At 46.3% G+C, this 26,705-nt stretch carries 27 protein-coding genes; 5 read left to right on the top strand and 22 right to left on the bottom strand.

The window, feature by feature from the left end; all coding sequences use genetic code 11:
• The 6 genes from SWOO_RS23715 to SWOO_RS23690 all read right to left on the bottom strand — a co-directional run bounded on the left by SWOO_RS23715 (nt 1) and on the right by SWOO_RS23690 (nt 6,264).
• Entirely contained in the window at nt 1-741 is a 741-nt protein-coding gene (locus SWOO_RS23715) for a hypothetical protein (RefSeq protein ID WP_012327199.1), read from the bottom strand.
• A gap of 188 nt (nt 742-929) precedes the next feature.
• On the bottom strand, nt 930-2,906 hold the full coding sequence (locus SWOO_RS23710; protein WP_012327198.1) for a pre-peptidase C-terminal domain-containing protein: 1,977 nt from the start codon (nt 2,904-2,906) through the stop codon (nt 930-932).
• Nucleotides 2,907-2,916: 10 nt separating this feature from the next.
• A complete protein-coding gene (locus tag SWOO_RS23705) occupies nt 2,917-3,534 on the bottom strand; it encodes an Lcl C-terminal domain-containing protein (RefSeq protein WP_195742834.1) in 618 nt (205 codons plus the stop codon).
• Between the two features lie 71 nt (nt 3,535-3,605).
• Nucleotides 3,606-5,126, bottom strand: a complete 1,521-nt coding sequence (locus SWOO_RS23700; protein WP_012327196.1) for an ethylbenzene dehydrogenase-related protein — start codon at nt 5,124-5,126, stop codon at nt 3,606-3,608.
• A gap of 156 nt (nt 5,127-5,282) precedes the next feature.
• On the bottom strand, nt 5,283-5,930 hold the full coding sequence (locus SWOO_RS23695; protein ID WP_012327195.1) for a DUF2959 domain-containing protein: 648 nt from the start codon (nt 5,928-5,930) through the stop codon (nt 5,283-5,285).
• 106 nt (nt 5,931-6,036) lie between these two features.
• On the bottom strand, nt 6,037-6,264 hold the full coding sequence (locus tag SWOO_RS23690; RefSeq protein WP_012327194.1) for a hypothetical protein: 228 nt from the start codon (nt 6,262-6,264) through the stop codon (nt 6,037-6,039).
• Nucleotides 6,265-6,362: 98 nt separating this feature from the next.
• On the opposite strand from SWOO_RS23690, the gene SWOO_RS23685 reads away from it, so the two are divergent.
• The 5 genes from SWOO_RS23685 to SWOO_RS23665 all read left to right on the top strand — a co-directional run bounded on the left by SWOO_RS23685 (nt 6,363) and on the right by SWOO_RS23665 (nt 10,072).
• The gene (locus SWOO_RS23685) at nt 6,363-7,373 is read left to right on the top strand and encodes a virulence factor BrkB family protein (RefSeq protein WP_012327193.1); all 1,011 of its coding nucleotides are present in this window, start codon (nt 6,363-6,365) and stop codon (nt 7,371-7,373) included.
• Nucleotides 7,370-8,317, top strand: a complete 948-nt coding sequence (locus SWOO_RS23680; protein ID WP_012327192.1) for an alpha/beta fold hydrolase — start codon at nt 7,370-7,372, stop codon at nt 8,315-8,317. The genes SWOO_RS23685 and SWOO_RS23680 overlap by 4 nt, the downstream gene beginning before the upstream one ends.
• A gap of 21 nt (nt 8,318-8,338) precedes the next feature.
• Complete coding sequence (locus SWOO_RS23675; protein ID WP_012327191.1) at nt 8,339-8,899, top strand: hypothetical protein; 561 nt, start codon at nt 8,339-8,341, stop codon at nt 8,897-8,899.
• Nucleotides 8,900-9,155: 256 nt separating this feature from the next.
• On the top strand, nt 9,156-9,593 hold the full coding sequence (gene dtd, locus SWOO_RS23670) for a D-aminoacyl-tRNA deacylase (protein ID WP_012327190.1): 438 nt from the start codon (nt 9,156-9,158) through the stop codon (nt 9,591-9,593).
• Between the two features lie 2 nt (nt 9,594-9,595).
• Nucleotides 9,596-10,072 carry a thioesterase domain-containing protein gene (locus tag SWOO_RS23665; protein ID WP_012327189.1) on the top strand — a complete coding sequence of 159 codons (477 nt, stop codon included), beginning with the start codon at nt 9,596-9,598 and terminating at the stop codon, nt 10,070-10,072.
• Nucleotides 10,073-10,134: 62 nt separating this feature from the next.
• On the opposite strand, the gene SWOO_RS23660 is transcribed toward SWOO_RS23665, so the two are convergent.
• The 16 genes from SWOO_RS23660 to SWOO_RS23585 all read right to left on the bottom strand — a co-directional run bounded on the left by SWOO_RS23660 (nt 10,135) and on the right by SWOO_RS23585 (nt 26,664).
• Nucleotides 10,135-11,493, bottom strand: coding sequence for a DUF4397 domain-containing protein (locus tag SWOO_RS23660; protein WP_012327188.1), 1,359 nt, complete (start codon nt 11,491-11,493; stop codon nt 10,135-10,137).
• Between the two features lie 72 nt (nt 11,494-11,565).
• A complete protein-coding gene (locus SWOO_RS23655; RefSeq protein ID WP_012327187.1) occupies nt 11,566-12,795 on the bottom strand; it encodes a beta-ketoacyl-ACP synthase in 1,230 nt (409 codons plus the stop codon).
• Nucleotides 12,796-12,835: 40 nt separating this feature from the next.
• Nucleotides 12,836-13,561, bottom strand: coding sequence for a 3-ketoacyl-ACP reductase FabG2 (locus SWOO_RS23650; RefSeq protein ID WP_012327186.1), 726 nt, complete (start codon nt 13,559-13,561; stop codon nt 12,836-12,838).
• Between the two features lie 4 nt (nt 13,562-13,565).
• A complete protein-coding gene (locus tag SWOO_RS23645; protein ID WP_012327185.1) occupies nt 13,566-14,069 on the bottom strand; it encodes a hotdog family protein in 504 nt (167 codons plus the stop codon).
• Complete coding sequence (locus tag SWOO_RS23640) at nt 14,066-15,259, bottom strand: beta-ketoacyl-[acyl-carrier-protein] synthase family protein (RefSeq protein WP_012327184.1); 1,194 nt, start codon at nt 15,257-15,259, stop codon at nt 14,066-14,068. The genes SWOO_RS23645 and SWOO_RS23640 overlap by 4 nt, the downstream gene beginning before the upstream one ends.
• A gap of 51 nt (nt 15,260-15,310) precedes the next feature.
• Nucleotides 15,311-15,910 (bottom strand): DUF3261 domain-containing protein, encoded by a 600-nt coding sequence (locus tag SWOO_RS23635; protein ID WP_012327183.1) that lies wholly within the window; start codon nt 15,908-15,910, stop codon nt 15,311-15,313.
• Nucleotides 15,907-16,149, bottom strand: coding sequence for a hypothetical protein (locus SWOO_RS23630; RefSeq protein WP_012327182.1), 243 nt, complete (start codon nt 16,147-16,149; stop codon nt 15,907-15,909). The genes SWOO_RS23635 and SWOO_RS23630 overlap by 4 nt, the downstream gene beginning before the upstream one ends.
• A gap of 29 nt (nt 16,150-16,178) precedes the next feature.
• Nucleotides 16,179-17,441: an NAD(P)/FAD-dependent oxidoreductase gene (locus SWOO_RS23625; RefSeq protein WP_012327181.1), complete on the bottom strand. Its 1,263-nt coding sequence runs from the start codon at nt 17,439-17,441 to the stop codon at nt 16,179-16,181.
• Nucleotides 17,441-19,840, bottom strand: coding sequence for an MMPL family transporter (locus SWOO_RS23620; RefSeq protein ID WP_012327180.1), 2,400 nt, complete (start codon nt 19,838-19,840; stop codon nt 17,441-17,443). Before SWOO_RS23620 ends, SWOO_RS23625 begins: the two co-directional genes overlap by 1 nt.
• Nucleotides 19,837-20,649 (bottom strand): outer membrane lipoprotein carrier protein LolA, encoded by an 813-nt coding sequence (locus tag SWOO_RS23615; RefSeq protein WP_012327179.1) that lies wholly within the window; start codon nt 20,647-20,649, stop codon nt 19,837-19,839. The genes SWOO_RS23620 and SWOO_RS23615 overlap by 4 nt, the downstream gene beginning before the upstream one ends.
• Complete coding sequence (locus tag SWOO_RS23610; RefSeq protein WP_012327178.1) at nt 20,646-21,110, bottom strand: acyl-CoA thioesterase; 465 nt, start codon at nt 21,108-21,110, stop codon at nt 20,646-20,648. The genes SWOO_RS23615 and SWOO_RS23610 overlap by 4 nt, the downstream gene beginning before the upstream one ends.
• Entirely contained in the window at nt 21,107-22,669 is a 1,563-nt protein-coding gene (locus SWOO_RS23605) for an HAL/PAL/TAL family ammonia-lyase (protein WP_012327177.1), read from the bottom strand. Before SWOO_RS23605 ends, SWOO_RS23610 begins: the two co-directional genes overlap by 4 nt.
• The gene (locus SWOO_RS23600; RefSeq protein ID WP_012327176.1) at nt 22,670-24,373 is read right to left on the bottom strand and encodes a glycosyltransferase family 2 protein; all 1,704 of its coding nucleotides are present in this window, start codon (nt 24,371-24,373) and stop codon (nt 22,670-22,672) included. It abuts the gene before it with no gap.
• The gene (locus SWOO_RS23595) at nt 24,373-24,750 is read right to left on the bottom strand and encodes an ApeI family dehydratase (protein ID WP_012327175.1); all 378 of its coding nucleotides are present in this window, start codon (nt 24,748-24,750) and stop codon (nt 24,373-24,375) included. Before SWOO_RS23595 ends, SWOO_RS23600 begins: the two co-directional genes overlap by 1 nt.
• Nucleotides 24,743-26,107 carry an AMP-binding protein gene (locus SWOO_RS23590; protein WP_012327174.1) on the bottom strand — a complete coding sequence of 455 codons (1,365 nt, stop codon included), beginning with the start codon at nt 26,105-26,107 and terminating at the stop codon, nt 24,743-24,745. Before SWOO_RS23590 ends, SWOO_RS23595 begins: the two co-directional genes overlap by 8 nt.
• A complete protein-coding gene (locus tag SWOO_RS23585; protein WP_012327173.1) occupies nt 26,104-26,664 on the bottom strand; it encodes a COG4648 family protein in 561 nt (186 codons plus the stop codon). Before SWOO_RS23585 ends, SWOO_RS23590 begins: the two co-directional genes overlap by 4 nt.
• Nucleotides 26,665-26,705: the final 41 nt, after the last annotated feature.

The following is a 26,705-nucleotide window of genomic DNA, read 5'->3' as shown; positions in this document are numbered from 1 at the left end:
TTAAATAAACTCGCCAATGCCTCGAAAGGAGAGGCGTTTGAACAGGTTGTTGAGGATTTGCCGAAAGGCTGCAGGGTCTCTAAGCCACTCTTTACCGACTCCTTTTGGGCTATTTACAACAAAGTAGCGCACCTTGAAATCCAGCTCGTCAATGGCGTAGTGGCTAGCTTGCTGCTTATACCAATCCAGAACCTTATCTACTGAAACCTGATTTTTAATTCTCTGTTTTCCAGACCATTTACTGCTGCGGTTGTCATCAATATAGATATAAGCGATATGGATATCATTGGTGAGAGATTGAGATAACCCAGCATTACGGCCACTGATATAGCTTGTCCTTAACTGCCTTTCCCCTTGCATAGCGTCTATCTCTTCTAACCATTCCTCCCTTAATTTACGATAACGCAGATCGCTTTTATGTTGATTAGCTTTAGTGATGGCTTCAATAGCGTAGTGGAAGTGATAGCGAGAAGCCATCACATGGGCTTTCATATCATAGAGCCAGGCAATCATAGAGCCATCGTTGGACTGCTTAGCGAGCAGTTTGGGTAAGCTTATCTCAATCAAGGGCAGGGCAAGATCGTATTTCTGCTCATTCATCAGCGCGTAGATCTTCTCTATCTGTGCCCGCTCCTGAATGTCTACTTTATAGAAGTTTGGCTTCTGTTTGTGATCAGAAGAGATAATAACGCCAAAAAAGATAGCGAGAATGAGGAGGATAGAGAAGAGTTTAAATTTCATTTTAGAGGCTAGCTCATCACTTCTTAAATGGTAGTGTGTAACGCTTATGTTACTACGGTTACTTAAAGATCACACTTAAGTTTACTGTATTGTCTATTTTATTTAGCACAACCTAAAGTAAGTGTGTTGTTTTTAAATAAGAAGCCATAAATAACTGAGTATTTATGGCTTCTTAGAGGTGATAACGCTTACTGGTATTGATAACTCATGGTGACACCTGAGAAGCTAGCATAGCCGTAAAGGCCTATATGCCAAGCTCCAGATTGGGGGTTATCGATGACACACTCTTCAGTATTACCGTTTTTGTATGGACGGCAATCATATGTACTGCTACTTGGTGCTGCGCCATGTCGAAGGTAGAGATCGGCATCGCCACTGCCACCGGTGATAGCGACGGTGAGTTTACTTGCCCCCGCTGGTAGGGTGATCTCATTGCGATACCAGTTGCCTTTACTGGCACTGAGGTTGCCGAAGCTGTCTCCACCACCGGCTGGTGGTGTAGTGCCAGTATTGGTGTGGTCTGCAGTTAAGCTGACGCCAGAGAAGCTGCTGTATCCTGTTAGCATGACATAGTAAGTTCCAACCTGTGGCGTGGCAAAGCTGCAACTTTCATTATTGCCATTTTTATAGGGGCGGCAGTCGTAGCTTGAGCCCGTTGGTAAGCTGCGAAATCGCACGTATAGATCTGCATCACCTGTGCCTCCTGCCATCGTGAAGCTGAGGTTTTCAGCATTAGCCGGTGCATCAAAAGAAAAATTGAGCGAAGCCCCTTTAGCGGCAGCGAGGTTTGTACGCGCAACGCCTTTTTCTAAGACTCCCCCTGCTGGTGGGTCGACGGGATCGGTTCCACCACTGTCAATGACGGTAAGTTGGTTAGACGCTCTTATCAGTTTGAGCTCTTCACCTATGCTATTGGCTACCCACCAATCAACATTGCTCGGTAGTGCTAAGGGATCGGCTGCACGCTGGCTTCGACTTAAGGTCGAAGCACTGGCGCTAAACTGTGCGGTGCGCACCGAGAGTTTTTCAGCGGTCACACTGAAGACTTTGAATTGCTGAATACTGGCAAGATCTATGGTCCAAGATTTAGGATCGTTGGCTGAACGAGCTGGTGCTCCCCAACTGCCTTCACCTACATAAACCGTTCCACCATTAGTGGTGGCGTTAAAGTTCGAGCCATTGGGCTCAAGTGCTTCAGTGACCTTGTTGATATGGGTATCTGATTCCACAACCAAATTCATCTTCTTGTTATAAAACAAACTTGACCACCAGTTAACCAGTGTCAGGTTATCTGACTTTCCTGAGTAGTGGGGGTACATAGGTTTATGGTATTGAGCGACGCGCCATTTAACTGAGGAGCCTTGAGAGGTGAGATCTTGAGATAGCCAGCTATTCATCGTACTGGCGTAGCTCGACCAACCACTATTTTGAAATTGGCTGTTGAGTGTATAGACCCTAAGCAGTGGAGAGATATTGACTGCGCCATAGGTATCTTTTGCGTCACAAACACCATTACTGTCGTAATCTGCACCAAATACTTCACAAAGCGTCTTAAAATTATCGTCCTCATGGTTACCGTGAGTTGGGATAAACGGGTAGATTCGCTTGTAGCCAACTCCATCAATGGTGTCATCGGAAAAGGTGAGTTGCCAATCGGCTAAATAACTTTTCATCTCAGATGCGCTGTTGGCATTGGTGTAGTCGCCACCGTGCATGATAAACAGCGGACGGATCTTAGCTACTAGTCGATTGCCATTTTGACGGTTTGTCCAACCGGTACGGGTATCTCCGCCTGCAATCGCCGTAAAAGGTGTGCTAGTAGTGGGGGCTGTTTTAAACCATAAGCGCTCACCACATCCAGCATCATCACAGATCCGATAGTAGACAGCGCTGTCACTTGTGAGCCCTGTAAGTTTGATAAACTGGCTCTGCAAGCTGCCATCGAATGTTTTACTGCTTGTGACTGCTTTCGTTGTCCAGTTTTGCTCGTTAGTTGAGAATCCATATTTAAGGTAGTGATTGCTACTTCCTGATGGTGTGAAACCTATTGTTGCTTCTGATTGAGGGGTGGAGTCCCATATGAGACGGTGATATTGGCTGCCTGCATTGGCTTGTAGAGCCGTTACAGACAAACCCAAAAGGATACTCAGGGTGAGTATTTTCATTATTATTTTCCTATTTTGGCTTGCTAACAGTGCGAGAGGTCACTCCCGCGGTATATTGCGATTTTGGCCACTTATCTGTGACCAAAATGGCAAATGCGGCATTGCGATAGGGAAGGTTATGAAATCGCCCTTGGTAAAAATTGATGGCGCTGGCTCCTTGGCCTAAGTGCTGATAATGACCCTCTAGTGGCATTGATCCTTGAGCACTCCAGTAATCTCCAGCTTTGATCTGCTGAAAGAAATCGGTTCGTAGTTGAGGAGCTTGGGGGCGGTCTTGTTGCTCAAGTAAACTACTGAGCTCAGCTTTGGTTGGAAGCCGCCACCCTGTGATCCCACATAATTTCTCCTCATTTGTGCGTCTGATTAAGTCTTGGGTGTCGCATCGCTGGGCTTCAAAATAACAATCTCCACTATTGGTTTGGCCCTTGCCCTCATTAAACCAGGAGTAGCTCCAGTAACCGTCATGTATCGATTCGTTATTGGTTTTGTTTTCCCAAAGTAAACCGGTAAGGGTGTCGTGAATACAAGCCCATGGCCCTTGCCAAGGGGCAAGTGTTTCTCCTTGAGCCGAGAGCTTAATTAATCTCTCATCGATGCTGGAGTTGGCAGGCTCGGTTTGCAGTAGCATTAGACCGCTAAGTAGTAGCGTTAATAGTAATAGGCTTAAGGTAAAGCGCCTGTACGCTCCTCTCTTGAATTTCATCGTGATAGGTAATTCAGTTTTATGGGGCGTTGATGACGTGTGTGGGCGATTTGTGCTGAATCAAATGCAGCTACCCATACACAGGTACCTGTTGTGAGTTTAACGTCAAGTTCTGAGCCTGTGTCATGTTTACGTGCAAGCTCTAGGGTCCAGAACCCTTGATGCCACACAGCTCTCGCTCTGACATCAGCTCTATCGCCCTCAAAGCGGTTAGAGCGATAGAGAGTAGAGGGTAACCGTGCACCCTCTGGGTAGTTATCTTTATTGGCTTGGTAAGGTTCTGAGTCAAACCAAGCTAAGAGGTGCTTACTGGTGTTTTCATGAAGGGGAAGCCGCTTTGGTTCTACAGACTGTTTTGAGTACCAGCTCCAATTGGCGACATAAGCGCCACTCTCTTTACCATCAGCATGATAACCTGCTGTATAGCGCCTCTCTCCTGAGCGGGAGGCTAAAGGAGGGGTAAACGCGTTATCATCGGCTTGGAACATGTCATTTGTTCTTACCGCCTTCCAGTGCCAGATATCACGCACGCGTCCATCGGTGCTGGCGTGATAGCCCTTTCCATGCCAGTTTGCCGGTTTGTCCGCTAATGGTTTTGGTCCTAGATGAACGGTTCCATCTCCTCCTTGACCGCAGCTTGAAGACAACATGACTGCAAACTTATCTTCATAGAATTTTTGTTCATCAAATCGATGGAAACCTTGTTGTAGTACCCACCATCGACTCTGCTGCTTCTCTAAAGGAAGATGCTCTAGGCTGTGAGTTGTATCGCGCCAACGGAAAAGAAAATAGGACTCTGTTTCATTTGCTGCAACTTGAATGCTGACAGGTGTTTGGCCATCGACAAAGTTTGCTCCCCCGTCTGTGATAAGGGTAATTTTTGGGGCTTGTTTCCAGAAAGGTTCAAGGGCTTTCCCATCAATATCTATATGGGTTTGGGGATTAATGTTCAAAGCTGTCAGTTTGTGGGGAGCTAAGTTACTTGTTAATGCCCAGATAGCGGTAACAGCTAAACCAAATAGGGCGATAAAGAGGCTGGCGTTCAAAGTGAGCATTTGGCGGGAAAAAAGTGCAGAGAGAAGTGTTTTACCTAGTTGAAGAAAGTAGATGTAGCCATGTAATAGGATGTAGATGAGTAAGCCTAGGACAGAGTAAAAATGCCATTGCCGCCATGTTAAATCACTCTCTCCTAACCAAAGCATGCTCCCTGTAATAAGGGTCGCTGGAATGAATAGGTAAGCTAAACGGTGAACATTTCGATGGTAGCGTCCAGCTCGTGAACGTCTACCGTTCGCATGTGTGCGGCCAAAAATGAGATAGAGCGGGATTAATAGGGCGATTGAGATACCGGCTAAGAGATGCCAGTTGTGAAGTTGCCCTTGAGGGAGGATAGGAGATAACAGGAATAATGTGTCATAGCCGTTTAATAGATGAATTCTAAAACCTGTCAGCAAGGATACTAAGACTGCTAACGAGCACAGTAGATGCAACCATTTAAACTTTATGGGGTTTTCCATAACCAGTATCAGATCCTTAAACCATACACACAATCTATCCTTGATTAGTGTCAATATTGTTACAAATTTATAACAATTGGAAGGGTTTATTTTTTTGAGGTGAGGCGAGAAAGAAAAAGGCCCTTTAAAAGGGCCTTTGGCATAAATTGAGGTGAGTTACTTACCCTCTATAGAAGCAATAAACTTAGTCGACTCATCGATAGATTTATTCATCTCTTTGATTAAGCCTGTAATATCGGTTTGTAGGCTGGCAAATTCGCCTTTAATTGCGCCTATGGCTTGAGCATTGAGGTTGTGCTTTAGGTAGAGCATATTGTCTTTCATGGCTGTTAACACTGGCGCCATCTTGCCTTCTGCACGCTTCATGGTGCGGACTAACTGCTCATAGGAGCGTTTAGTTTCACGAAGCTTAGATTCACTGTTGCGGCGTAGGCTGGCTTTACTTATCTCGCCTATCTCTGTTTGCCACTCATCGAATAGGGCATCGGCGACATCTTCTACTTTTTCAATACGGTTACTAACATCATCGGCCGCATCCTGTGATGATTCATATTCATCTTTCGCCTTGTTGTAGGCTTTTTCTAAGTCACCACCATCGTGATTCAATAGTGCCTGCATCTCCTCTAAAGCTGAGCTGAACTGCTCCTGTGCTTCCTCTTGAGACTCTTTAGCGTCAGTGACTCTGTCGACCATAATATCGCGCTTGTGGTAACCCACTTTTTCCATAGCCCCATAGTAGGCACTTTGACAGCCGCTTAACAGAAGGCTGGTGGAAACGATGGCCATTAAAATATGTTTTTTCATCAGGTAGGGTGTCCTTGTTTATGCCCATGTAAACCGATTAAGTATATATCCAAACTGCTTCAAGGTGCAGGATTCAGCATCGAGAGGTAGCTTGGGTATAGGTTAGTTAGTCAGCCTTATATCTAGCAGCATCGATAATACACCATAGGTGTAAAGGTAACGCGATGATTAAAAATAGGCCAAAAGTGAAAGTGGCAATACCGTATGCAGCATAGGTGGTTAGACAAAAAATAATTGCAGCCAGTATGCGGCCTTGGACTAACTGTCCTAGCCCTACAAAGAAAAAACTAGCGATTGCGGCAATCACATTGCCTGCAGATCCTTGTTGTGACATCTATTTATTCCTTACACTTGTAAATCTTAGGTTATAAGCTTTATTGTACGAATATAAGCATTCAACGCCAACACTCTAATTATCGAATCGAGAGCGCTGTGAAAAAAAAGATCAATTTGACTCAATTTCAAACTTTAATGCTAAGTATCTGGCACTTCATGATACATCTAAAGCAACGATTAGCGGAAGATCAGATTAATATTCGCGCAGGCCATCTGGCGTATGTGAGTTTACTCTCTTTGGTGCCTATGGTTGCAGTGACCATGTCGATGCTTTCTGCTTTCCCTGTTTTCCAAGGGATCCGAGGCCAGATCGAGGATTTTATCTATAATAACTTCATCCCTTCGGCTGGTGATAGTGTTCAGGTTTATATCAATGAGTTTGTCGACAACGCATCCAAGGGGACTGCCGTTGGTATTGCAGCCCTGATGGTGGTTGCGATCATGCTGATCTCCAGTATCGACAAGTCACTTAATAGCATATGGCACACCAAAGAGAAGCGCTCCATGGTGATCTCATTTTCCATGTATTGGATGGTACTGACATTAGGGCCAGTGTTGATGGGAGCAAGCTTAGTGGCGACCTCCTATGTGGTATCACTTAAAGTTTTTAATGGCTCAGACCTCTCAGGTGTGGTGCCCTTGCTTGTTGAAAGGCTGCCTATGCTGTTTTCGGTGGCGACTTTCCTGTTGATCTACATGGTGGTGCCTAACACTAAGGTTAAATTTTTCCATGCGCTGTTGGGAGCCATCGTTGCAGCCTTGATGTTTGAGTTTGGCAAGAAGGGGTTTGCACTGTATCTGACAAAATTCCCCACTTATGAAGCTATCTATGGCGCGTTAGCAACCATTCCAATTCTGTTCTTGTGGGTCTACCTCTCCTGGATGATCGTGTTGCTTGGGGCGGTGATCACCGCGGCTATGCCTGAGTATTTAGATAAAAAGCAGTCGGCAGTTGAAGATAAAAACGGTGAAAAAGAGGTTGTGAGTCAGGTGCCTGATGTGAGCTTTTCTATCTCTGAGCTGCCACAAGAACAATCACAAGAGCAATCACAAGAGCCGTCGTTGAAGCCAGTAGAGGAGTCGATAAAGGAGAGCCGAGTTAAATGAGCCAAGCGCTTCCCGCGTTTCTTCGTAGAGATTGGATAGATGTTGGTGACGGACATGTGCTCCACCTAGCTCAGTATGGCAATCCAAATGGTATTCCCTTGCTGTACCTACATGGAGGTCCAGGTGGCGGCTGTGCAGGTGAGGAGCTGAAACTATTTGATAGGGACAGTTTTCGCATCTTGATGTTAGATCAGCGCGGTGCTGGTCGTTCTAAACCTAAAGGGGAGTTGAGGCACAATGATCTGCAGTGCTTACTAAGAGATATTGAAGCGGTGCGCCTTAGGCTCAATATCGAAAGCTGGTGTGTCGTCGGTGGCTCATATGGTGCAACCTTAGGTTTTATCTACAGTGGTCTATTTCCTGATAGAGTGATCTCACAAGTATTTTGGGGGTTATTTGTGCCAAGTGACGAGGGAGTTCGTTGGTTATATGGCCCTGATGGAGCATCGACCCTTTTCCCTCAAGAGTACCTCGCATTTACCTCCCACCAAGCCTATACACGCTCACTACAGACCCTGTTTAGTGATTATCAAGATGGCTTTAATAATCCGAAAATCGAGATCCACAATGACTATATCAATAGTTGGTTAATCTGGGAGTTAAGCTTATCTCTGCCGGGATTCCAGCCATCTGAAGCGAGTCTCTCCTTTGGTAAAAGCTTAGCCAGAATCGAGTTACATTTTGCTGGTAATCAGTACTTCAATTCCTATCGATTGATGCGTGATGTGGCGGGTAAAATCAAAGCTAATACCATGATACTACAGGGAGAAATGGATTGGGTCTGTCCAACGATGATCGGTGAGAAGTTTATCTCTCAATATGGTCAGAAAATGATAACCTATTCGGTGATTAAAGGCGGGTACCACGCTTTAGCCAATGATAAGATGTTTGATGAAGTCGTCTGTGCCGTAAGGAAGATGGCAGGTAGCGTAACGGATACGTAATATAGAAGGAAAATAGATACAATGAAAAAACTCATTATCGCAGGATTTCTTACCTCTCTTTGCGCTTGTGCTGCGACCGAAAATAGTGACGAAACGCCTAAGGCGAGTATGGCTCCTGAGCAGGTGACTTTGGGGGATATGAGTAACAGTGATGCCACTAAAAAACTCTATGAAGCCCTTATTCAGAAAAATTATCTGGCCAAGATGGCTGGCTCAGATCGCGTTGCTGTACTGTTTGATGATAACCAATTTTTACTTCAACCTAGCATTAACCCTAATGGGATCGACCGCATCTTGATGAATCGTTTCTATGCCGTACACCCTAAGCTGGTGGGCAGTAAAGATCTATTAGTGCTTATCGGTACACTCAACCATAAGCTTAATTTTGCGAAATTTACCCTGCGTGAAAATGGTGCGGTGATTCAGGTACAGGGCGCTGCAACCTTTGTTGATACTATTGAGCTCGAAGAGATCCGCAGATTTATGTTGTGGACAGATGAAGGTTTGCGTCAAGTAGGTCACTCATTACCTAAAGGCGCGGAAAAGATGATTAAACCCATTCCTGTGATGCAGGGGATTTAAAAAGAGCCTAGGAAAAGCTAGCAAAGGTTCTAGGTTCTAGGAAAAGCATGGAAGGCAGGTCCTAGAAAAGGCTAAGACGGTACAAGCCGAGAGGCCTGACAGGCGTGACTATGTCACTTACGGAATGCTGCGCTTACGGAAAAGATGGGAAAGTTGTTTTTCCGTGAGTGAGCTTGCGAGCGTTCCGTTATCCGTAAGCAAAGCGTGCGTCTTCGCTTTTTCATTCAAATCATTATTTTATCGGAGAGTGAGTAAGGTGATAGCCCTGATTCAACGTGTTTCCCAGGCTAAAGTGGATGTCGATGGTGTCACTATCGGTGCAATCGACAAAGGTCTACTGGTTCTACTCGGTGTTGAGCGTGAGGATGACTTGGCTAAGATGGAGAAGTTGGCCACTAAGGTGATGAGTTATCGTGTTTTTAGTGATGAGAACGGCAAGATGAACCTTAACCTAGAGCAGGCAGGTGGCTCACTGTTAGTGGTTTCTCAGTTTACTCTAGCCGCCGACACGGGACGTGGACTCAGGCCTAGCTTTTCTGGTGCGGGTACGCCGGATCAGGCTAAAACTTTATATGATGCGTTTGTTGAGTTTTGTAAAGCTAAAGGTGTGACGACTCAAACCGGTGAGTTTGCCGCCGATATGCAGGTGAGTCTAGTTAATGATGGGCCTGTGACATTTAATCTTCAGGTGTAGATGTGAGTATCGAATCAAACACTACCAATATTGAATATGAACAGCAGTTAGCTAAGCTAACGGATACCTGGCATAAAACTATCCCCGTTAGCGAGTTTATGCAGATAGCCCCTGTTGCGTTTGATGGCGAGTCATTGGCTGTATCTGCGCCATTAGCCCCAAATATCAACCTTCACAAAACCATGTTTGCTGGCAGTATCTACACGTTAGCGACACTCACTGGCTGGGGCATGGTGTGGTTGCAGCAGAGTTTAGCCAAAGTGGAGGGAGATATCGTGTTAGCCGAGGGGCAAATACGTTATTTAGCTCCGATTGATGTTAACCCTGTGGCGAAAACAGAGTGGCCTGATGCTGATTTGTCGGCGCTTCAAAGGGGTAAACGGGTTCGTATACCGTTAATGGTTGAGTTATGGTGCGGTGATAAAAAATGTGCCATTTTTGAAGGACGTTTTATCAGCTTGCCTACCAGTAAGGTTTGAGTTTTTAATGTATAAAACGGAATATAACTGAAAGCTATATTCCGTTTTGTTTTTCGTGGGATTTAGTTATCTACGAAGTCATCCATTAATATTACACCTAGTGGTATTCCGCCTCCGGTGTTATCTACGGCTGCAAGACTGTATACCCCATTTGCCTCTAAGGTGACTGCTAGAGGACCAATTGCAACAGTTTTGCTATCGTGCGGCGTGACACTAACTACGTAGTCACCTGCAGCAATCGATAGTGCACCAGAAGTTGCTTTAAAAGGCACGTCACTTAACGCTGGTGTTGCATCACTTATGTCATTGGTAGCAGTTAAATAGATATCAACGTTTCCTGCAGAATATGACGTGTGGGTGACATTGAGTTTTGCTGCTGTGGCGATTCGACGTGGATTTTCGACTACCACTAACGGTGAGATGTCTGAATCTGTTAAGGAGCCGACAGCAAATACTGAGTGACTTCTTCCCTGTTCTAATTCGACCTCTGCGGCATTAATAACCACGACTGAATTGTCAGCATCTGCCGCGACCGTTACAGTGTGAGCCCCCTCTGGCACATTCAAAAATCCGGTGGCTTGTTTGAAAGAGAGCATATCTACAGCAGGTGTTGTGTTGCCATCGAGGAATACATCAACGGCAGGCGCATCGGCGACGGCATGAATGACACGTAGGTTGGTTCCAGCATCTTTGTCCTGTATTAATACTTGTGCGTCAGGTAGTGCGGCAAGCAGTGCTACTGGTGAGTCTCCACTCCAGACGTTAGTTATTGCAGTGAGTAAGTAATCGGTTTCAGCCTCTAGAGTTACATCTCCTGAGTTGTAAACAACTTCTTTTTGGCCCTCGGCAGTAATTCGAATTTGGTACTTGCCAGCGAGTATCTCCAACTGATCAGTGTTTGCCATGTAATCAACTGATAGTGTAGGAGCCATATTGCTGATATCGGCATTGACTTCGGTTACATAGATATCAACCATGCCAACGGCTACAGCACCGTGGAGTACTTGAACGCGGGTGTATCCAGTAGCAATGTCACTCGTAGCATTGGCAATTAATGCTAAATCTAGTGATTCCCCTGCGACATTTCCAATGGCCACTGCGGTATATTCGATATCTTTTTCTGCCACTAGATCTGTGGTTAATACTGTTGTTGTTTCTCCATTAGGCAATTGAGCATCAACTGTGATTTCATAGTTATCGGAGTTGATGCTAAGTAGACCTGAAGAGATAGCATAATCGACATCAGAAAGTAGTGTCTGATTGTTGGCGGTTATGTTTACCATTGGCGCATCGGCACTCGCATGAATTACACGAATTTGTGACACATCAACCGGAGCCGGCACAGTATTATTGTCGTCACTACTACACCCTACAAGGGTGAGTAAACCGGTAAGAACGAAACTTGAAAACAGACGTTGCATAGCATGTTCCTTTATAATTTAGGTTGCATTGCGCTATACGTCTGGTTAAAAAATAACGATCACATTTTGTTTTTAGCTCCAGCGCTTAAAGATAAGCGAGGTATTAATGCCACCAAAGGCAAAGTTATTACTCATCACATAGTTGGTTTCGATATGGCGGATCTCACCTTTGATGTAGTCGAGCTCACCACATTCAGGATCGATGTCGGTTAAGTTTAGGCTAGGGGCAAACCAACCTGCATTCATCATCTCAACAGAGCACCATGCTTCGAGTGCTCCGCAAGCGCCTAAGGTGTGGCCGGTGTAACTTTTCAGTGACGAGATAGGCATAGTAGGGCCGAAGACTGCGTTAGTGGCTTGTGTTTCAGCGATATCGCCACGATCCGTTGCTGTGCCGTGAGCATTAACATAGCCGATGGACTCTGGCGGCAAGCCTGCATCTTTGAGTGCATGTCTGATGGCTATCTCCATCGTTGCTGAATTAGGCTGGGTTACATGTAGTCCATCTGAGTTTGTCCCAAATCCAACTATCTCTGCGTAGATCTTAGCGCCGCGGGCCGTCGCGTGTTCAAGCTCCTCAAGCACTAAAGTGCAGGCTCCTTCACCTATGACTAAACCATCACGGTTTTTGTCGAAAGGGCGAGGTGTTAATTCAGGAGTTTCATTTTTGGTACTTGTGGCAAAAAGCGTGTCGAATACTACTGCTTCTGTGGGACATAACTCTTCACCCCCGCCAGCAAGCATCAGGTCCTGCTGGCCATATTTAATCGCTTCATAGGCATAGCCTATCCCTTGGCTGCCGGATGTACAGGCACTGCTGGTGGTGTGAACTCGTCCCTTGAGGCCGAAGAATACACCGACATTGACCGCGGTAGTGTGTGCCATCATGCGGATATAGCTAGTGGCGGTCACACCTGACATATCCCCCTCTTTGAGCATATCGCCAAAGGCGATAAGGGGATCAGTACTACCAGTGGAGGAGCCGTAGGCTACCCCCATGGCGCCCGAGGTAACAACTGGGCTGTCTAGTAGGTTTGCATCGATTAGGGCAAGTTCGCTGGCGCGGGTGGCCATTAGAGAGACACGACCCATAGAGCGGATCTTCTTTCGCGAGTAATGAGCAGGCTTTTCAAAGTCGGTGACAGGGGCGGCGAGTCGAGTGTTTAAGCCGTCAAACTTATCCCACTCGTCCATAGTTACAACAAAGTTTTTCTGGGCTTTTAGGCTGCTTGCCATCGACTCCCAATTGTCACCTAAGCATGAGATCCCGCCAAATCCGGTGATCACGACACGTCTGCTCATAGGGTTACCTCTTTATGTAAAAACCTTAATGCTTGCTTCATTAGATCATGCCGCCATTGACAGAGATCACCTGACGGGTGATATAGGCAGCGTCTTCCGACATTAAAAATTTAGCGAGTCCTGCTATCTCTGATGGTTTACCCATACGTCGCATTGGTACTAGCTCTTTGACCATATCTTTAGGAATGTCAGCGACCATATCGGTTTCGATCAAGCCTGGCGCAATACAGTTAACGGTGATTTTACGCTTAGCAAGCTCCAAAGATAGGGCTTTTGTTGCGCCAATAATCCCCGCCTTTGAGGCGCTGTAATTGACCTGACCACGATTACCAGCAATACCCGATACAGAGGCCATGGTGATTATCCGTCCGCCAGTGCGAGTCTGGATCATCGGCATAACCGTTGGATGAATAACGTTATAAAAACCATCTAAGTTAGTGTGTACAACGCTGTCCCACTCATCTTCCGTCATCGCTGGGAAGGCGGTGTCGCAGTTGATGCCAGCGTTAAGAACCACACCATAGTAAGCACCGTACTGAGCGATATCACTGTCGATGGCGGCTTTAACTCCCTCACGATCGGCGATATCAAACTGCAGAAAAGAGACCTTAACTCCTAAGCTATTGAGCTCCTCTCTTGTTTGCTCTGCGGCAACTTTGTTACTGTGAAAATGCAGGGCGATATCAAATCCGGCTTCTGCCAGTTGCAGGGCGATAGCTTTGCCAATACCGCGACTCGAGCCAGTTATTAGTACTCTTTTATTCATCTCTCTATCCTTGGCTCTCTGAAATATAGGTTTGGGTGTCCTGAGGCTGGAACACGTTAACATTGGCTTCGGCCACTAAAGTGTCATGGTGGAAAATCTGACAATCGAAAACCGCGAGTCCAGACTCCTCTTGATAAAGGCGACTGACATGGGTGCGGTAGCTTTCACCCAGTTGATAGTTAGGTATATGCATCTTGAGCTTTCGACTGCCGAGCAGAAAGCCTACCCGTATAATATCACCACGTTTTTTGGCTTCAACTCCGGCGAGTGCTGCCACGCTCTGGGCCATGTACTCGATGCCCACATAGTTGGGCACTGCGTTGAGTGTTTCGTCGAAATAGGGACTATCGGTGGTGATGTTTGTTTGAGTGATTAGGCTGTCTGCCTCATGGGCAACAAGCTCATCGATAAGGATCATCGGCGCCCTGTGGGGCACGACTTCTGCGACAGACAGTTGAGACAGGGGAGTGGGTAGCTCAAATGTTTGTAGTTCTATTTCCTGGCTCATTTTGAATCCTTACCACGGCAGAAAATTAGGCTGGCATTACTGCCGCCAAAGGCGAATGAATTACTCATTAAATAGTGAAGCTCAGCAGTTTGGTTCTTGTTCACTAATGGCAGACTAGGGTCATCAAGATCTGAGTCTTGATCCCAGATCTGCGGCGGCAGACGCTGCTCGGTATTGAGTGATGAGAGCAGGAGATAACAAAAAGCAGCTTCGATTGCGCCAGCAGCTCCTAAAGTGTGGCCGACTAAGGGTTTAGTTGAGCTGCAAGGAGGAGTCTGTTCGCCAAAAACTTGGGTTAGTGCACGGCTCTCCATAGCGTCATTTTTACGGGTCGCAGTGCCGTGTAGGTTAATGTAGCTGATCTTTTGTGGCGGGATCTGTGCATCATCTAATGCCGCCTTGATGGCTGAAACTGCCCCACGACCTTCAGGGTGAGGCGCTGAGATATGGTGTGCATCACTGGACTCACCAATACCTGCGAGCATAATTTCTGCTTCTCCTCGCTCTAAGGTAAACAGGGCCGCTCCTTCACCGATATTGATCCCATCTCGGTTGGCACTAAAGGGTTGGCAGTGCCCTTTAGAGACTGACTCAAGTGAGTTAAAACCGTTAAGGGTTAGTTTGCACAGGCTATCGCTGCCGCCAACAATGACCATATCACACAGGTCTGCTTCTAATAGGCGTCTGGCACTGGAGAATACTTTTGCGCTTGAGGAACACGCGGTCGATACAGTGTAACAGGGGCCAGAGATATTAAATAAAGCCTTTAAAAAGTCACTGCTGTTGCCTAGTTCCTGTTGGGAGTAGTGATAACCGTCAGGAAATGAGTTGTGTTTGGCATTATGGGCTAATGCATCCTCACCTGTGGCGATACCCGAGGTGCTGGTGCCCAATACTATGCCGATACGTTGTGGGCCATATTGCTTGCAAGCTTGCATGACCGCACCGGTTATTTGCTTGGCAGCACTGAGCAGGAGTTGGTTATTACGGGACTCAAATTTTGATAGTGAGGCAGGAATTTGAGGAAGTGGTTCGCTGACCTCTCCTACTAAGGTGTTGGATTCGGGGATCAAGTTGTCCCGATGGAGCATAGCGCCAGTATCTCCTTGGATTAAGCGCGTGAGAACCTGTTTCTGATCCTGACCTAAGGGAGTACATAACCCCATGTGTGAGATAGCTATTTTTGTCATTATATCTTCATCAAACGTCGGTCGTTATGGCTGGGAATGCCGATAACGAAATTAAATTGGGGTTATTTTGAGTTTAAATTTTGCCTGTGGTATCGCAAGCTCTATCACCGCTCTCCATGGATCGATTTGATCGTAGCTTATCTCTATTATCTCCTCATTTTGGCTAGCATATATGGTTCGACATCTGGCTGCATCACAGGCTTGGCTAACTAGGCTTGCTCCCTGTAAATATGAATTTACGTCCTCCGTTGGCCAGTAAGCTAATTGAATGAGCGCAAGCAGATATTCCGCTTTAAATTCATCACCTAATAGCATGCTTTGTTGGCTGCTCAGGGTGTTGCCATCGAAGACTAAGGTAAATAGGGCCTGTCCTAAGGGCGCTAAGCCCACTAGAGTGAGTTGCTGTTTATCTAGCTCAAGCTGAGTTAATAGCTCATGGTGCTCTTCATCGACGCCAATTGATACCTGCTGAGTGAGAGAGTGTATCTGGCTATTGGCTGGAATCGGCGCTAAGCAGTAGTTGACTTCATTGGCCAAGGCGACGCAGGTCTGTCTCTGTAGAGTATGGCTACATGCCGTGGTAAATAGGATTAAGATGAGTGAGATTAGGTATGACCATCTTATGCGTCGCTGACGTGTTTTGCTCATCATAACTCGCTCTCTGTGTCCTTATTTTCTTTAGTATTTTTATTGGCTAAAGACTCTACCGTCTCTGGCTTATTTGATATTGGTAAAGGGGCCAGGCAGTCGCTCTTTGTGATAGCTAAACTGGCACAGGTCTGCCTCATCAACATCTGACTACAGGCAGATAGAGACAGCACAAGTAGCAGAGCCAACATGATTAGCCCATGACTCTTGCTATTTTTTTGTCCCTTATCTATTCCGTTCATAGCCACCATCCCATTTAGCGTAAACTGATTTATTTACATAGCTCTACTATCAGGTTTAAGCGTTTTCTTGAGTCATTTACAAAGGGATTGCTCTCATCCCATGCGTAACCTGCCAAGATAGAGCAGATCATCTGCTTAATCTTATTGTCGGGATCATCATAGAAGATCACATCTTGAAAGCGTCCATCATACCAAGCTTCAACATAAGTGCGGAACGTATCTACACCTCGCATTAGTGGGATACTGTACTCTTGCTCCCAGTTAACTGGAGTACCATTGAGTTGTCTGGCGATACATTTAACCGCCATTGAAGCTGATTGCATCGCAATGGTTACGCCAGAGGAGAAAACGGGGTCAAGAAACTCACCTGCATTACCCAGTAGAGCGAACTTATCGGTTGCTAGTGTGCTGACGTTAGCGGAGTATCCCTTTAGCAGGGCGCACTCCCTAAGTACTTCTGCATCGGACAGTAGCTGGTTTAGACCGGGCTCCTGTTTGACCATATCCAACAGCATCTCTTCTAAGTTATCTTCCAGACCACTAAGCAGGTGAGGCTCTCCCACTACGCCGAGTGAGCACTTGCCTTCACTGAGGGGAATTAACCAGTACCAGATATCTCTGTTTTTAGGGTGAACGCTCACAAGGATCTTATTGCGATCGAAAGGCTTACCATCGACCTCTTTATCACCAATATTATCCTGAATATGGGTGAATACTGCGCTGCGGTTGGCTAAATTAGAGGGCTTTTCCAGATTGAGTAATCTGGGTAATACACGGCCAAAACCACTGGCATCGAGTAGGTATTTAGCCTCAATAGTGTAAAGCTTACCGGCTTCATCTCTAATGCTTAGCGTGGGATCCGCGCTAAGATCGACCGATTCAACGGTTTCACCATAACGGATCTCAACCCCTTGCTCGGCGGCAGTATCGGCTAGTAATTTATCGAAGTTGCCTCGTTCTACCTGAAACGTTGTTCCCGGACCTGGGGTGAACTTGTCGGTAAAATCGAAATTGATGTATTGATCTCGATAGCGAAAAGCTGCGCCATTTTTAAACTGAAATCCAGCAGCGTTGACGGCATCAAGCATATTGGCTTCTTCAATGAGCTGCATGCAGCAAGGGAGCAAACTTTCACCGATAGAGAAGCGTGGGAAATGTTGCTTCTCAATAACCACGACTCGTTTCCCCGCTTGATGTAGCAGGCTAGCGGCGATGCTTCCCGATGGTCCTGCACCTATAATAACAACATCGATATCGGCTTGCTTGCCCTGTGTTGCTGAGGCTGTTTGCATCACTTAATGGTCCTTGTGAAAATTTGAATAAATGGGGAGAGTGCAAAGGTAAAGACTATCCCTAACAGGAGTGTGAGTCCAAAGTTGTGTATGGCGGGTGTGCTGCTAAATGCCAGCAAGCCGAATGCTAAAATTGTCGAGCATGCCGACATAAAGACCGCCATCATCACGCCTCTGCTCTGCTGTTTAGACTCCGCAAAGAAGAGGCTGTAGTCGACGCCTATGCCGAAAACAAGTATTAGGGCCAAGGCATGAAAAAGAGTCAGAGGCGAGCCGATTAACCCAAGTAGAGATAGGGTTAATATGGCTGAAAGTGCCGGTACTGCGACGACCAAAGCTGCTAGCTTAATGCTAAATCGGCTACTGAATATCACGGCTGCGATGGTCATGGCGATGGCTAATAAGATTAAGGTTAACTCTCGATATTTCCCCATAATATCAGAGATATCTCCGACTTTATCGATAAGTTGTATCTCGCTACCATGGGGAAAGAGTTTAACCAAAGTTGGCAGGTCGGTAATCCCCCCCAGTAAGACTATGCTACCAAACTCATCGTGTTGTTCATCGGCTGCTATCCAAAGCGGAGCGAACAGCTGACCTGCATCTGAGTTGATAAAGGAACTGGCATCAATATATTTTCCTGCGGCTCGGTTATAGCTCTGCTTGAGATCAGGGCGAAGTGCTTCATCCAACCCGAGGTTGTCCAAAACATAGTCGAGTTTGTGGTAGATCTTTGCCTGTAGCTGGTAGTTATGAGCTTGCTGCTGCTGACTCGGCAGGTAACTTGTCAGGCTAAAAGCATTACCAATCACCCCTTTTTCTATTAGCTTGTTAAGTCTAGGTGTTAGCTGCTCAAGGGATTGGAGAAGTGACTCTTCACTGTCAGCCCTGACAAGTAGGAATTGATTATCGGTACCGCCACTGAGCATTGCCCTTAGTTGTTGCTCCTCGAGCTGTAGAGACTCTGGACTCTGCTGAAGATTTCGAATGTCATCATCTGTGGTCAGTCTAGTGAGTCCTAGAGAGCCGATTGTGATCAACACTATCAGTAAAAGTAGGGATTTTTTACCCTTCAATTGGGCTTGAAAACGGCTCAATGTATTTAGGTAATGTTCAGCAAACTCTAGAGGCGCTGAGCGTTCTGGCAGTTTGCCCGATGCTAAAAGAGGGTAGGCCAGTAGAATAGTTAAGTAAGCAGCGATAAGCCCTGCGGCGCAAAAAACGGCCACCTGTTGCATCCCCGGGAAGGGGGCAAGTCCTATACCTGAATAGGCAAGCACGCTGGTTATCAGGGCTAAGGTGATCGCTGGAAAGATATGTTGGATCACTTGTGTTGCGTTAGATTTAGGTTGCGTGAGCCGCTCACAATAGAAGTGAAAGCTATAGTCGATGGCGATACCAATAAGGCTAGTACCAAACACTAAGGTTAATAGGTGAAGCTCTGAAAAAATAGCTAAGGTGGCAACCACGGCGATTAACAGACTTGTGCTTATGGTAAGCAGGGCGATGGCCAGTGGCATCACAGAGCGAAATGCTAACCAGACTAACAAACTAACCCCGATAAGTGAGGCTACTCCTAAGGTGGATATCTCTGTTTTAGCACTTTGAGTGGCAGCACTTGCATGAAACAGGGCGCCCGCTTTGAGTATCTCTATATCGGCATCTTGCTGGTGGATCTCATCGAAAGCCTGTTGCAGTACGCTTATCTGTTGCTGTTGAATATTGGGGTTAAACGCGCTGCCAACGCCTTTGGCCATCACTATCGCTGCGACTTTATCTTGAGTATGTATATCACTGGCATGCTGGACGCCGATTAGAATTCCCTGCTGGACTTTCAGTGTTTGTTTAGGTGCCATCGCCTGTAGGTTGGCGGGATATAACAACAGAGGATCTTTAGCGATAAGTCCACTGTTTGCATAGCCAAAAGCATTGTAGAGCTGCTGCTGAGTTTGAAGAATTAAACTGTCCAGTTTATTCGAATTAAGCAGCGCCTCTTGCGTGGGGGTGAGCAGGTTGAATCTATGGTTGAAGTAGTAACTGTTTAGCGCTTCTGCTTGATTAAGATCTGCACTTCTTACTTGGGTAAAAGTGTTTCTCTCATCGCTATTAAGGTTAGATATTAAGGTTTGAGCGGCGAGAACCGCCTGAGCCTCACTGTCAGATAGTAACGCTAGATAGATGCTATTGGAGAGCTCTTGATCCACCCTATTTAATGCGGTTTGTGTTAAGGGATCTTCCTGTATTTTAGGTAACATAGCTAAGATATCACTTTGGATCTTAGCTCCACCTTGCCAAAGCTGTAGCCCAGTGATTAAGGTTAAGCAGAGCAGCAGTAACCAAAGTGAAAATTTGAGCTTAGCTGAGCACTGGCTCAGTCGTACGGCAAGCTTATCTATCATGGTTTCTGCTTAGGTTTTGGCTCTGGTAGACCATCTTGTGATGCTAGTGGCTTAGCTTGTTCCATTACTGATTGTGGAGAGATAAGCTGCTTCATCTCCTCATCTAAAGGATCGCTATTTATCTGTTCAAATTCGATGCGACTGGTATCACCATTGCTACTAAGCAGGGTTAAGCTGCGTAGCTGATTTTCCCCCTGAAGTACCATTTGAGGGATCACTTTGAGCATTAAAGGATCTTTTGGCACTAAGCCTAACTGCCAGCCATTGACCTGCAAGGAGCTGCTGGTGGTAGACTCTTTGGAGTGTATTAGATAGAGATTAAATTGATCATTTAGGGCTGTTATTTCACCGCTTAACAGTGCTTTTAATAGCTTGGGCATGGTTTCAGCCAAGGCGCCAGCTCCCTGACTTTCACTGGCCTTAGTAATTTGGCGATTACCTGAGCTATCTATCTGTATTAGCTCGCCATCCTTGAGTACTAATGTCGAAGGAAATGGCCTAGTCTGCTGCCATACCAATCCCAAACTTGAATCAAATGCAAACTGTCCATGACTGATTAGGGGCTTTTTAAGTACTTTAAGTTGGCGATATTGAGTAAATTTCCCCTGGGCATTCTCACCAAGCTCGAGTCTATCCGTTAGCTTTTCCAGCTGCTGATTGTCAGCTCTTGATTCAAAAAGAGCATCAAATGAGGCAGATTGTACCGTTTGAACACAGAGCACTGCTAACAAGGTGATAAGCAAAGTTGTGTTTAGCTTAAGCCCTGTCAGCCTGTTTGTTATCTGTTGCGGTCGAAAAGCTGAGATCATAGGCTAGTGTCCTTGTTGATGTCGGCATGTAGACTTACTTTCTCACCTGTTAAATGCGCAATCTTCTCTCTGAACACATCAGGAGTCACGAAGCACATCTCATTACTTGGCATCTCAACGGCAGCTTGTATGGTATATCCCTTCGTCAGCCTCTTATTGCTCTCTAAATCTCTGACTTGATAAGTGATCTTGAGGCGGTTTTCCCACTCGACTAGAGAGGCGATTACTTTCACCTTTTGATCGAAGGTGCTGGGCTGCACATACTTCACCTGCAGATCTATGATGGGCCATGAGTAGCCAGAGGCTTTCATCTCACGGTAACCATATTGGATCTCATCGAGTAACTTACAGCGAGCCATCTCAAAATACCTGAGATAGTTGCCATGCCATGTGATCCCCATGGAGTCCACATCATGGAAAGGGATTAACACCTCAAGCTCTGTGGTTAGCAAAGCCTTCATGAGCAGACTTCCCATTGGCCTTGTTGGATCTTATCGACTGTTTGTCTCAAAATCGGCTCTAAGGGTCTGTCTTCGGTAAGTAGTTCAAAATCCACTTTAACCTGCTCTAATGTCTTAGCAACGGAAGGTGTCAGTGATGATTGGCATAACTCACCTTGTGCAATTCTCAGGTTAATGCCCTGTGACATGGCTAATAACGCTGCAGCCGCAACTTGCTCTGTCAGTTGCAGTACTCGCATACAATCACGAGCCGCTATGGTGCCCATGCTGACCTTGTCTTGGTTATGACATTCAGTAGAGCGAGAGAAAACACTGGCAGGCATGGTATTTTTTAATGCTTCAGCCGTCCATGCTGAGACGCCAATCTGCACCGCTTTAAAGCCGTGGTTGATCGCTTGTCTTGCTCCAGTTGAACCGGAAAGGTTCGCAGGAAGGCCGTTATTGAATTTAGGGTCCATAACTAATGCCATCTGACGATCGATAAGGTCGGCAATATTGGCAACTGTGTTCTTCATCGAGTCCATTACAAATGCAATATGACCACCATAGAAGTGGCCGCCATGGAGGATATGTTCCCCTTCGGCGTCGACGATGGGGTTATCGTTGGCACTGTTTAGCTCGGTTTCAATAAACTGACGCATAAAGGGAAGCGCATCTTGTAGCACGCCGATAATATGCGGTGCACAGCGGATAGAATATCTGTCCTGTAATCTGTCAGAGTTTCTTGGGTGCTCGTGGTGATTGAGATCTTCACGTATCCAAGCGGCAATCTTGTTTTGTCCTGGATGGGGCTTAGCGGCAAACAAGATATCATCGAAATGATTTGAGTTACCTTTTAAGGCTAGCGATGCCATGGCAGTGATTCGGCTAGCCAATCGACTCAAATATTGGGCTCTGTCGTAGGCTAAACAAGCAAGTGCCGTCATCACAGCTGTGCCATTCATCAGAGCTAATCCCTCTTTAGGGCGTAGTTTTAATGGGGTGATATTGAGCTCGGCATAGACATCCGCCGTTGGCTGACGTTTACCTTGGTAGATCACATCACGCTCGCCCACTAACACTGCGGCTAGATAGGAGAGTGGGGTTAGGTCACCGCTGGCGCCAACTGAGCCCTCTTCGGGGATCACAGGTGTGATATTGAGGTTTAGTAAGGTTTCAATTCTTTGTAGTAACTCATAGCTTACGCCAGATTTACCTACGGCTAGTGAGCTTAAGCGGCAAGCCATAACGGCACGTGATTGCATCGGAGAGAGGATCTCGCCTAAACCGCAGCCATGAAAGCGGGTGAGGTGCAAAGGCAACTCATGGACAAGATCGAGCCCAACAGTGACAGTGCATGAATCGCCGTAACCTGTGGTGACGCCATAAACAACGCCCTCTTCGCTGAGCAGGCTATCGATAAAGTCTGCGCCTTTTTGAATATAGCTTTGATAATCACTGCTCTCTTTAAGCTTTGCTTTAGCGCCCTTAGCAACAGCAACCACATCTTCTAGGCTTAATGCCCTATGGCCAAAGTGGACAATCATATCCTTTGAGCTTGATTGGTTCGTCTGAGTCATCTATTTACCAGTCCTATCTTCACCCTGATGTTTGGTCCGCTGGATCTCTGAATCCTTATGCCAAAAATCAAAAAAATTAAACCATTGCAGTGGCTCTCGCCGTGCATAATATTCGAGTCGTGCGCTGTAGTGATGGACGGCTTCTTCGAGCCTTTGCATACGGCCTTTTCTTGGCCCTTTTAATGTGTTTGAAAATGCTTCCAGATGGACATGATAAACCCCTTGCTCTCTTAGACAGAACATCAAATAAACCGGGCAATCTAATAAACCTGCAAGAATAAAGGGGCCTTGAGGGAAGGGCGCTTCTTTGCCCATAAAGGGGGAGTAAACGACACGACCCTGAGTGTTGGTCGAGGTTCTGTCTCCGGCAATGACAACGAGTTCACCCTGTTCCACCTTCTGCTGCAATAGCATGGAGGTTGTTGGTCCAAGTTCAGTCACTTGGATCAGATTGAGTGAACTATCTGGGTTTAACTGCTTCAAAACGCGATTAAAGTTTTCCGCATTTTGAGTCATAACCATCACATTCACTTTAACTTGCTTCTGATTAATACAGATGGCGCGACACAGTTCAAGGTTGCCTAAATGAGAAACCAGTAACACGGCACCTTGTCCCGCTTCGAGTTGCTCTGCTAATAGCTCTCTGTTGGGAAACTCTATCTGGCTAAGCTGGATGCGATCGCACCAGGCATCAATTCTATCCAGTGCGGCATTACCAAAGGTGATAAAATGTTTAAGACTGTGACGCCAGCTTACCTCCTCTTGGAGTTGAGGGTGCTCTGGATCGAATGCCTTTACCTGCTTAAGAAATGTTTGTGATGCTTCACGGGCATGACGACCTGTCAGGAAGAAGTAGAAGATCACTGGGTACATGATAGCGCGGCAAAGCCAATGACCGCCTAGCTTATAGCTGGCAGCAAGTAGTTTGATCCCCCAATAACTGCCGCGTTCACTGATCCTTGACCAGTGTTGATTATCTTTCTGTTTAAATACTCTCTGGGGCAAGCGCCTTAACATGCCAAACACTAGGCGAGTGTGCATGCTAGATATGCGAATATTGTCCCACAGCCCTTGGAAGTGGCTAACACCATCTTCTGGGTAGATAACCTGAGTTGGTAGGTGGAGTACTTCAACCCCTTGCCAATGTAAACGAACTAAGATTTCGATATCGAAATCCATGCGCTCACCTAGGGACTCGGTTAGAAATAGGTGCTCGGTAGCCGCCAGAGGATAGACGCGAAAGCCACACATAGAATCTTGAATATCGAAACTTAAGGTTTCAACCCAGACCCAAAAATGGGTGAGGTAGCGAGCGTAGTAGCGACCTTTAGGGACTGATTCATCATATTGCGGCAATCCAGAGATCAAGGCCTGAGGATGTAGCTCAGACTTAGTTATCATGGCTGGAATATCATCTAAATTGTGCTGACCGTCGGCATCGACTTGCAGGGCATGAGTAAAACCATCTTGATACGCCGCTCTTAGTCCCGTTGTGACCGCAGCTCCTTTACCTCGGTTAAAAGGGTGGTGAATTAAGGTCACCCAAGGGTATTTGGCATCAAGCTCAAGCAGGAGATGGCAGGTTTTATCGTCGCTACCATCATTAACTAAGTAGCAGGGGAGATTGAGATGAGCGAGTGCCTGAAGGGTCTGCTCAATCGCGACTCTGTGGTTATAGTTGGGAATAACTAAGGCCAGTGACATCAGCGAATCTCTACCTTAGCCAGACTTGTAGCACTCAGGGCGATACGCCCTGAACCAAAACGCTTATCACCATCAAAATAGCTGAATATCAGCTTAGTTTTTGCTGAGTTTAGAGATATCTGCAGCGTGACCTCTGAGTCTGGCAACATCAGTTGTTGAAACTTAAGCACCTCTAAGGTGGCTACATCGTTAGGGTAGCCAAAGTGCTGGCAACCCATGCGAATAGCCCAATCGAGTTGAGTGACACCTGGAAGCACGGCTTGCTCAGGAAAATGGCCATTAAAAAAAGGCAGATCGGCATCGATGCGCAGACGCCACTCAATACTCTCATCGCTAGTGTGGCTCGAGAGGATTTTAGGTAAGCTGGATTTAATCATGATCGAATAACTCAAGTATCTGGGCCTGAACGCGTTTACCTTGTTTGTTCAGCGGTAGCGTATCAGGGTAGCGCCAGCGTCTAGGTAGGGTAACCCGTTCAAATTGGGTTAGCAGGTGAGCCTTAAAGTGATTGTTTAGGCTTAATTTTCCTTCGCTCTCTAAGGCTTTCTTTCCCAGCTTTGATAGGGTGATGGCTGCGCCAAGTTGAGTTCTTGGTTCAGTTAACATAACCAGTGCCCCATGTTCAATCAATGGGTGACTTTCAAGTAGTGCTTCCATCTGCACCAAAGAGACACGTTTCTCTTCGATCTTAATGATGCGATCTAAGCGTCCACACAGATGGAATAAGCCTTCGTCGACCAACTCTATCTGATCTTCACACCTTAGCCAGTTGGCATCTTCCAGATAGGGCGATTTTAGATTAAGCGCTGAGTCTTTTTTATCTTGTTTAATTTCAATTCCATGGAACACCTGCCAAGCCTGATTTTCTTGAGTCTGGCGGCGGAAGGCGATACCACCGGTTTCTGTACTGCCAAAGACCTCAATAGGCTGTTTGCCGTAGCATTGGGCGATCCCCTGAGCCGAATCGTAATTTAGTGGTCCACCTGAACTGAAGACCAAACTTGGTGCTCTCAGTTGGGCTTCGTTATCCAGTGCATCGGGCAGACGGGAGAGCTGAGCTGGGCTGCTGATAAGGCATAGGTTCGGAAAAAGACTGGTGTAGTAAGTTAAGGTCTCTGGGTATTCCACTAGATCACTTAAAAATGGACGGTTGGCAGCCAGTGGCCACAATATTTTAAACAAAAGGCCATAGATATGCTGATGAGAAACCGTTGAGATCACACTGCATTGAGGCAAGTGTTTGGCAAAGGTGTGCTCAAGCACTGTTACTTCGGCATCGAGTTGATTAAGGGTTTTGTGGATAGCTTTAGGGTGACCACTGCTTCCTGATGTAAACAGAATAAGCTCACCAAATTGAGTGCTTACCGGCCAAGTAGCGCTTGCTAAAGCATGATCCTTTTTCAGCATGATGAAGCATTTACCTTCACATATTGCTTGATCAGATATGACACCATCGAACTCATGGGTAATTTCACTTAAGCTGCCAGTTTGGGTATTGGCTGGCAGTATTATCTCTTTGCCTGCAAGCATTGCAGCACATAGGCCGACGGCAAACAGGTCGCTCGATTCACTGGCTAATAACCAACGCTTTGAGGGGGATTGAACTAGTTGCTGGTGCAGATGTGCCACTTGGCCAGTAAATACGGCCCCTGTGACGATATCATGGTGATTGAAGCTGATAAGTTGTTGGCTGGAAGGCCCCTTGGATAACCAAGATTTTAATAGCTCTGTCATGACTTTTTTAACCATATAGTTCGATATAACCACTCGCCACCCAGTAGCGAACCGATAAGCAGGTAGGCGATCAGCCCATTATAGAGTGTCCATGTTTCTAAGCTTGTATAGCAGGCGGTATAAAGGGCTACACTGCCATTAAAAACAAATAAGCCACACCAGATTAATGTGACTTTTTTCAAGTAAGGCGTCGCTTCATCAGGAAGCTCTGGCTCTTTGAGTCTTGCTAGCCGCTCTACCATGCTGGGGCCTATTTTTAGCGAATAAGCAAATAGGGCGAGCATGCTGAGATTTATCACCACAGGATAATAGAGTAGCCAATCGTGCCGTTTCGCTATCGCACTGGCTGCGGTTAACCCTATGCCGACAGCTACAGGTAAGATCATCGACTTTACCTGCTGTTTTTGTACGATTAAACGTAATATCAGCAGCGAACACAGAACCATAGCTATGGTGCCAGCAGGCAGATAGTTGAGCCCGAAATACACGGCCAAAGGGTAGCCGAGTAAGACTACACTCGTGACTATTTGCAGAGCTTTTTGTGAAAAGAGGCGCATCGGCTTCTTCACTAGCTTAAACAGCTGTTGGTCATAAAAAT

The organism is Shewanella woodyi ATCC 51908, assembly GCF_000019525.1.
Taxonomy (GTDB): domain Bacteria; phylum Pseudomonadota; class Gammaproteobacteria; order Enterobacterales; family Shewanellaceae; genus Shewanella; species Shewanella woodyi.
Note: the sequence above shows the minus strand (reverse complement) of the source record. Positions and strands in the feature narration are given on the sequence as shown.

What these genes read in the sequence shown, in the direction of transcription:
- SWOO_RS23715 (WP_012327199.1), bottom strand. Translation starts at nt 741, where the DNA reads ATGAAATTTAAACTCTTCTCTATCCTCCTCATTCTCGCTATCTTTTTT.
- SWOO_RS23710 (WP_012327198.1), bottom strand. Translation starts at nt 2,906, where the DNA reads ATGAAAATACTCACCCTGAGTATCCTTTTGGGTTTGTCTGTAACGGCT.
- SWOO_RS23705 (WP_195742834.1), bottom strand. Translation starts at nt 3,534, where the DNA reads ATGCTACTGCAAACCGAGCCTGCCAACTCCAGCATCGATGAGAGATTA.
- SWOO_RS23700 (WP_012327196.1), bottom strand. Translation starts at nt 5,126, where the DNA reads ATGGAAAACCCCATAAAGTTTAAATGGTTGCATCTACTGTGCTCGTTA.
- SWOO_RS23695 (WP_012327195.1), bottom strand. Translation starts at nt 5,930, where the DNA reads ATGAAAAAACATATTTTAATGGCCATCGTTTCCACCAGCCTTCTGTTA.
- SWOO_RS23690 (WP_012327194.1), bottom strand. Translation starts at nt 6,264, where the DNA reads ATGTCACAACAAGGATCTGCAGGCAATGTGATTGCCGCAATCGCTAGT.
- SWOO_RS23680 (WP_012327192.1), top strand. Translation starts at nt 7,370, where the DNA reads ATGAGCCAAGCGCTTCCCGCGTTTCTTCGTAGAGATTGGATAGATGTT.
- SWOO_RS23675 (WP_012327191.1), top strand. Translation starts at nt 8,339, where the DNA reads ATGAAAAAACTCATTATCGCAGGATTTCTTACCTCTCTTTGCGCTTGT.
- SWOO_RS23660 (WP_012327188.1), bottom strand. Translation starts at nt 11,493, where the DNA reads ATGCAACGTCTGTTTTCAAGTTTCGTTCTTACCGGTTTACTCACCCTT.
- SWOO_RS23655 (WP_012327187.1), bottom strand. Translation starts at nt 12,795, where the DNA reads ATGAGCAGACGTGTCGTGATCACCGGATTTGGCGGGATCTCATGCTTA.
- SWOO_RS23650 (WP_012327186.1), bottom strand. Translation starts at nt 13,561, where the DNA reads ATGAATAAAAGAGTACTAATAACTGGCTCGAGTCGCGGTATTGGCAAA.
- SWOO_RS23645 (WP_012327185.1), bottom strand. Translation starts at nt 14,069, where the DNA reads ATGAGCCAGGAAATAGAACTACAAACATTTGAGCTACCCACTCCCCTG.
- SWOO_RS23640 (WP_012327184.1), bottom strand. Translation starts at nt 15,259, where the DNA reads ATGACAAAAATAGCTATCTCACACATGGGGTTATGTACTCCCTTAGGT.
- SWOO_RS23635 (WP_012327183.1), bottom strand. Translation starts at nt 15,910, where the DNA reads ATGATGAGCAAAACACGTCAGCGACGCATAAGATGGTCATACCTAATC.
- SWOO_RS23630 (WP_012327182.1), bottom strand. Translation starts at nt 16,149, where the DNA reads ATGAACGGAATAGATAAGGGACAAAAAAATAGCAAGAGTCATGGGCTA.
- SWOO_RS23625 (WP_012327181.1), bottom strand. Translation starts at nt 17,441, where the DNA reads ATGCAAACAGCCTCAGCAACACAGGGCAAGCAAGCCGATATCGATGTT.
- SWOO_RS23620 (WP_012327180.1), bottom strand. Translation starts at nt 19,840, where the DNA reads ATGATAGATAAGCTTGCCGTACGACTGAGCCAGTGCTCAGCTAAGCTC.
- SWOO_RS23615 (WP_012327179.1), bottom strand. Translation starts at nt 20,649, where the DNA reads ATGATCTCAGCTTTTCGACCGCAACAGATAACAAACAGGCTGACAGGG.
- SWOO_RS23610 (WP_012327178.1), bottom strand. Translation starts at nt 21,110, where the DNA reads ATGAAGGCTTTGCTAACCACAGAGCTTGAGGTGTTAATCCCTTTCCAT.
- SWOO_RS23605 (WP_012327177.1), bottom strand. Translation starts at nt 22,669, where the DNA reads ATGACTCAGACGAACCAATCAAGCTCAAAGGATATGATTGTCCACTTT.
- SWOO_RS23600 (WP_012327176.1), bottom strand. Translation starts at nt 24,373, where the DNA reads ATGTCACTGGCCTTAGTTATTCCCAACTATAACCACAGAGTCGCGATT.
- SWOO_RS23595 (WP_012327175.1), bottom strand. Translation starts at nt 24,750, where the DNA reads ATGATTAAATCCAGCTTACCTAAAATCCTCTCGAGCCACACTAGCGAT.
- SWOO_RS23590 (WP_012327174.1), bottom strand. Translation starts at nt 26,107, where the DNA reads ATGACAGAGCTATTAAAATCTTGGTTATCCAAGGGGCCTTCCAGCCAA.
- SWOO_RS23585 (WP_012327173.1), bottom strand. Translation starts at nt 26,664, where the DNA reads ATGCGCCTCTTTTCACAAAAAGCTCTGCAAATAGTCACGAGTGTAGTC.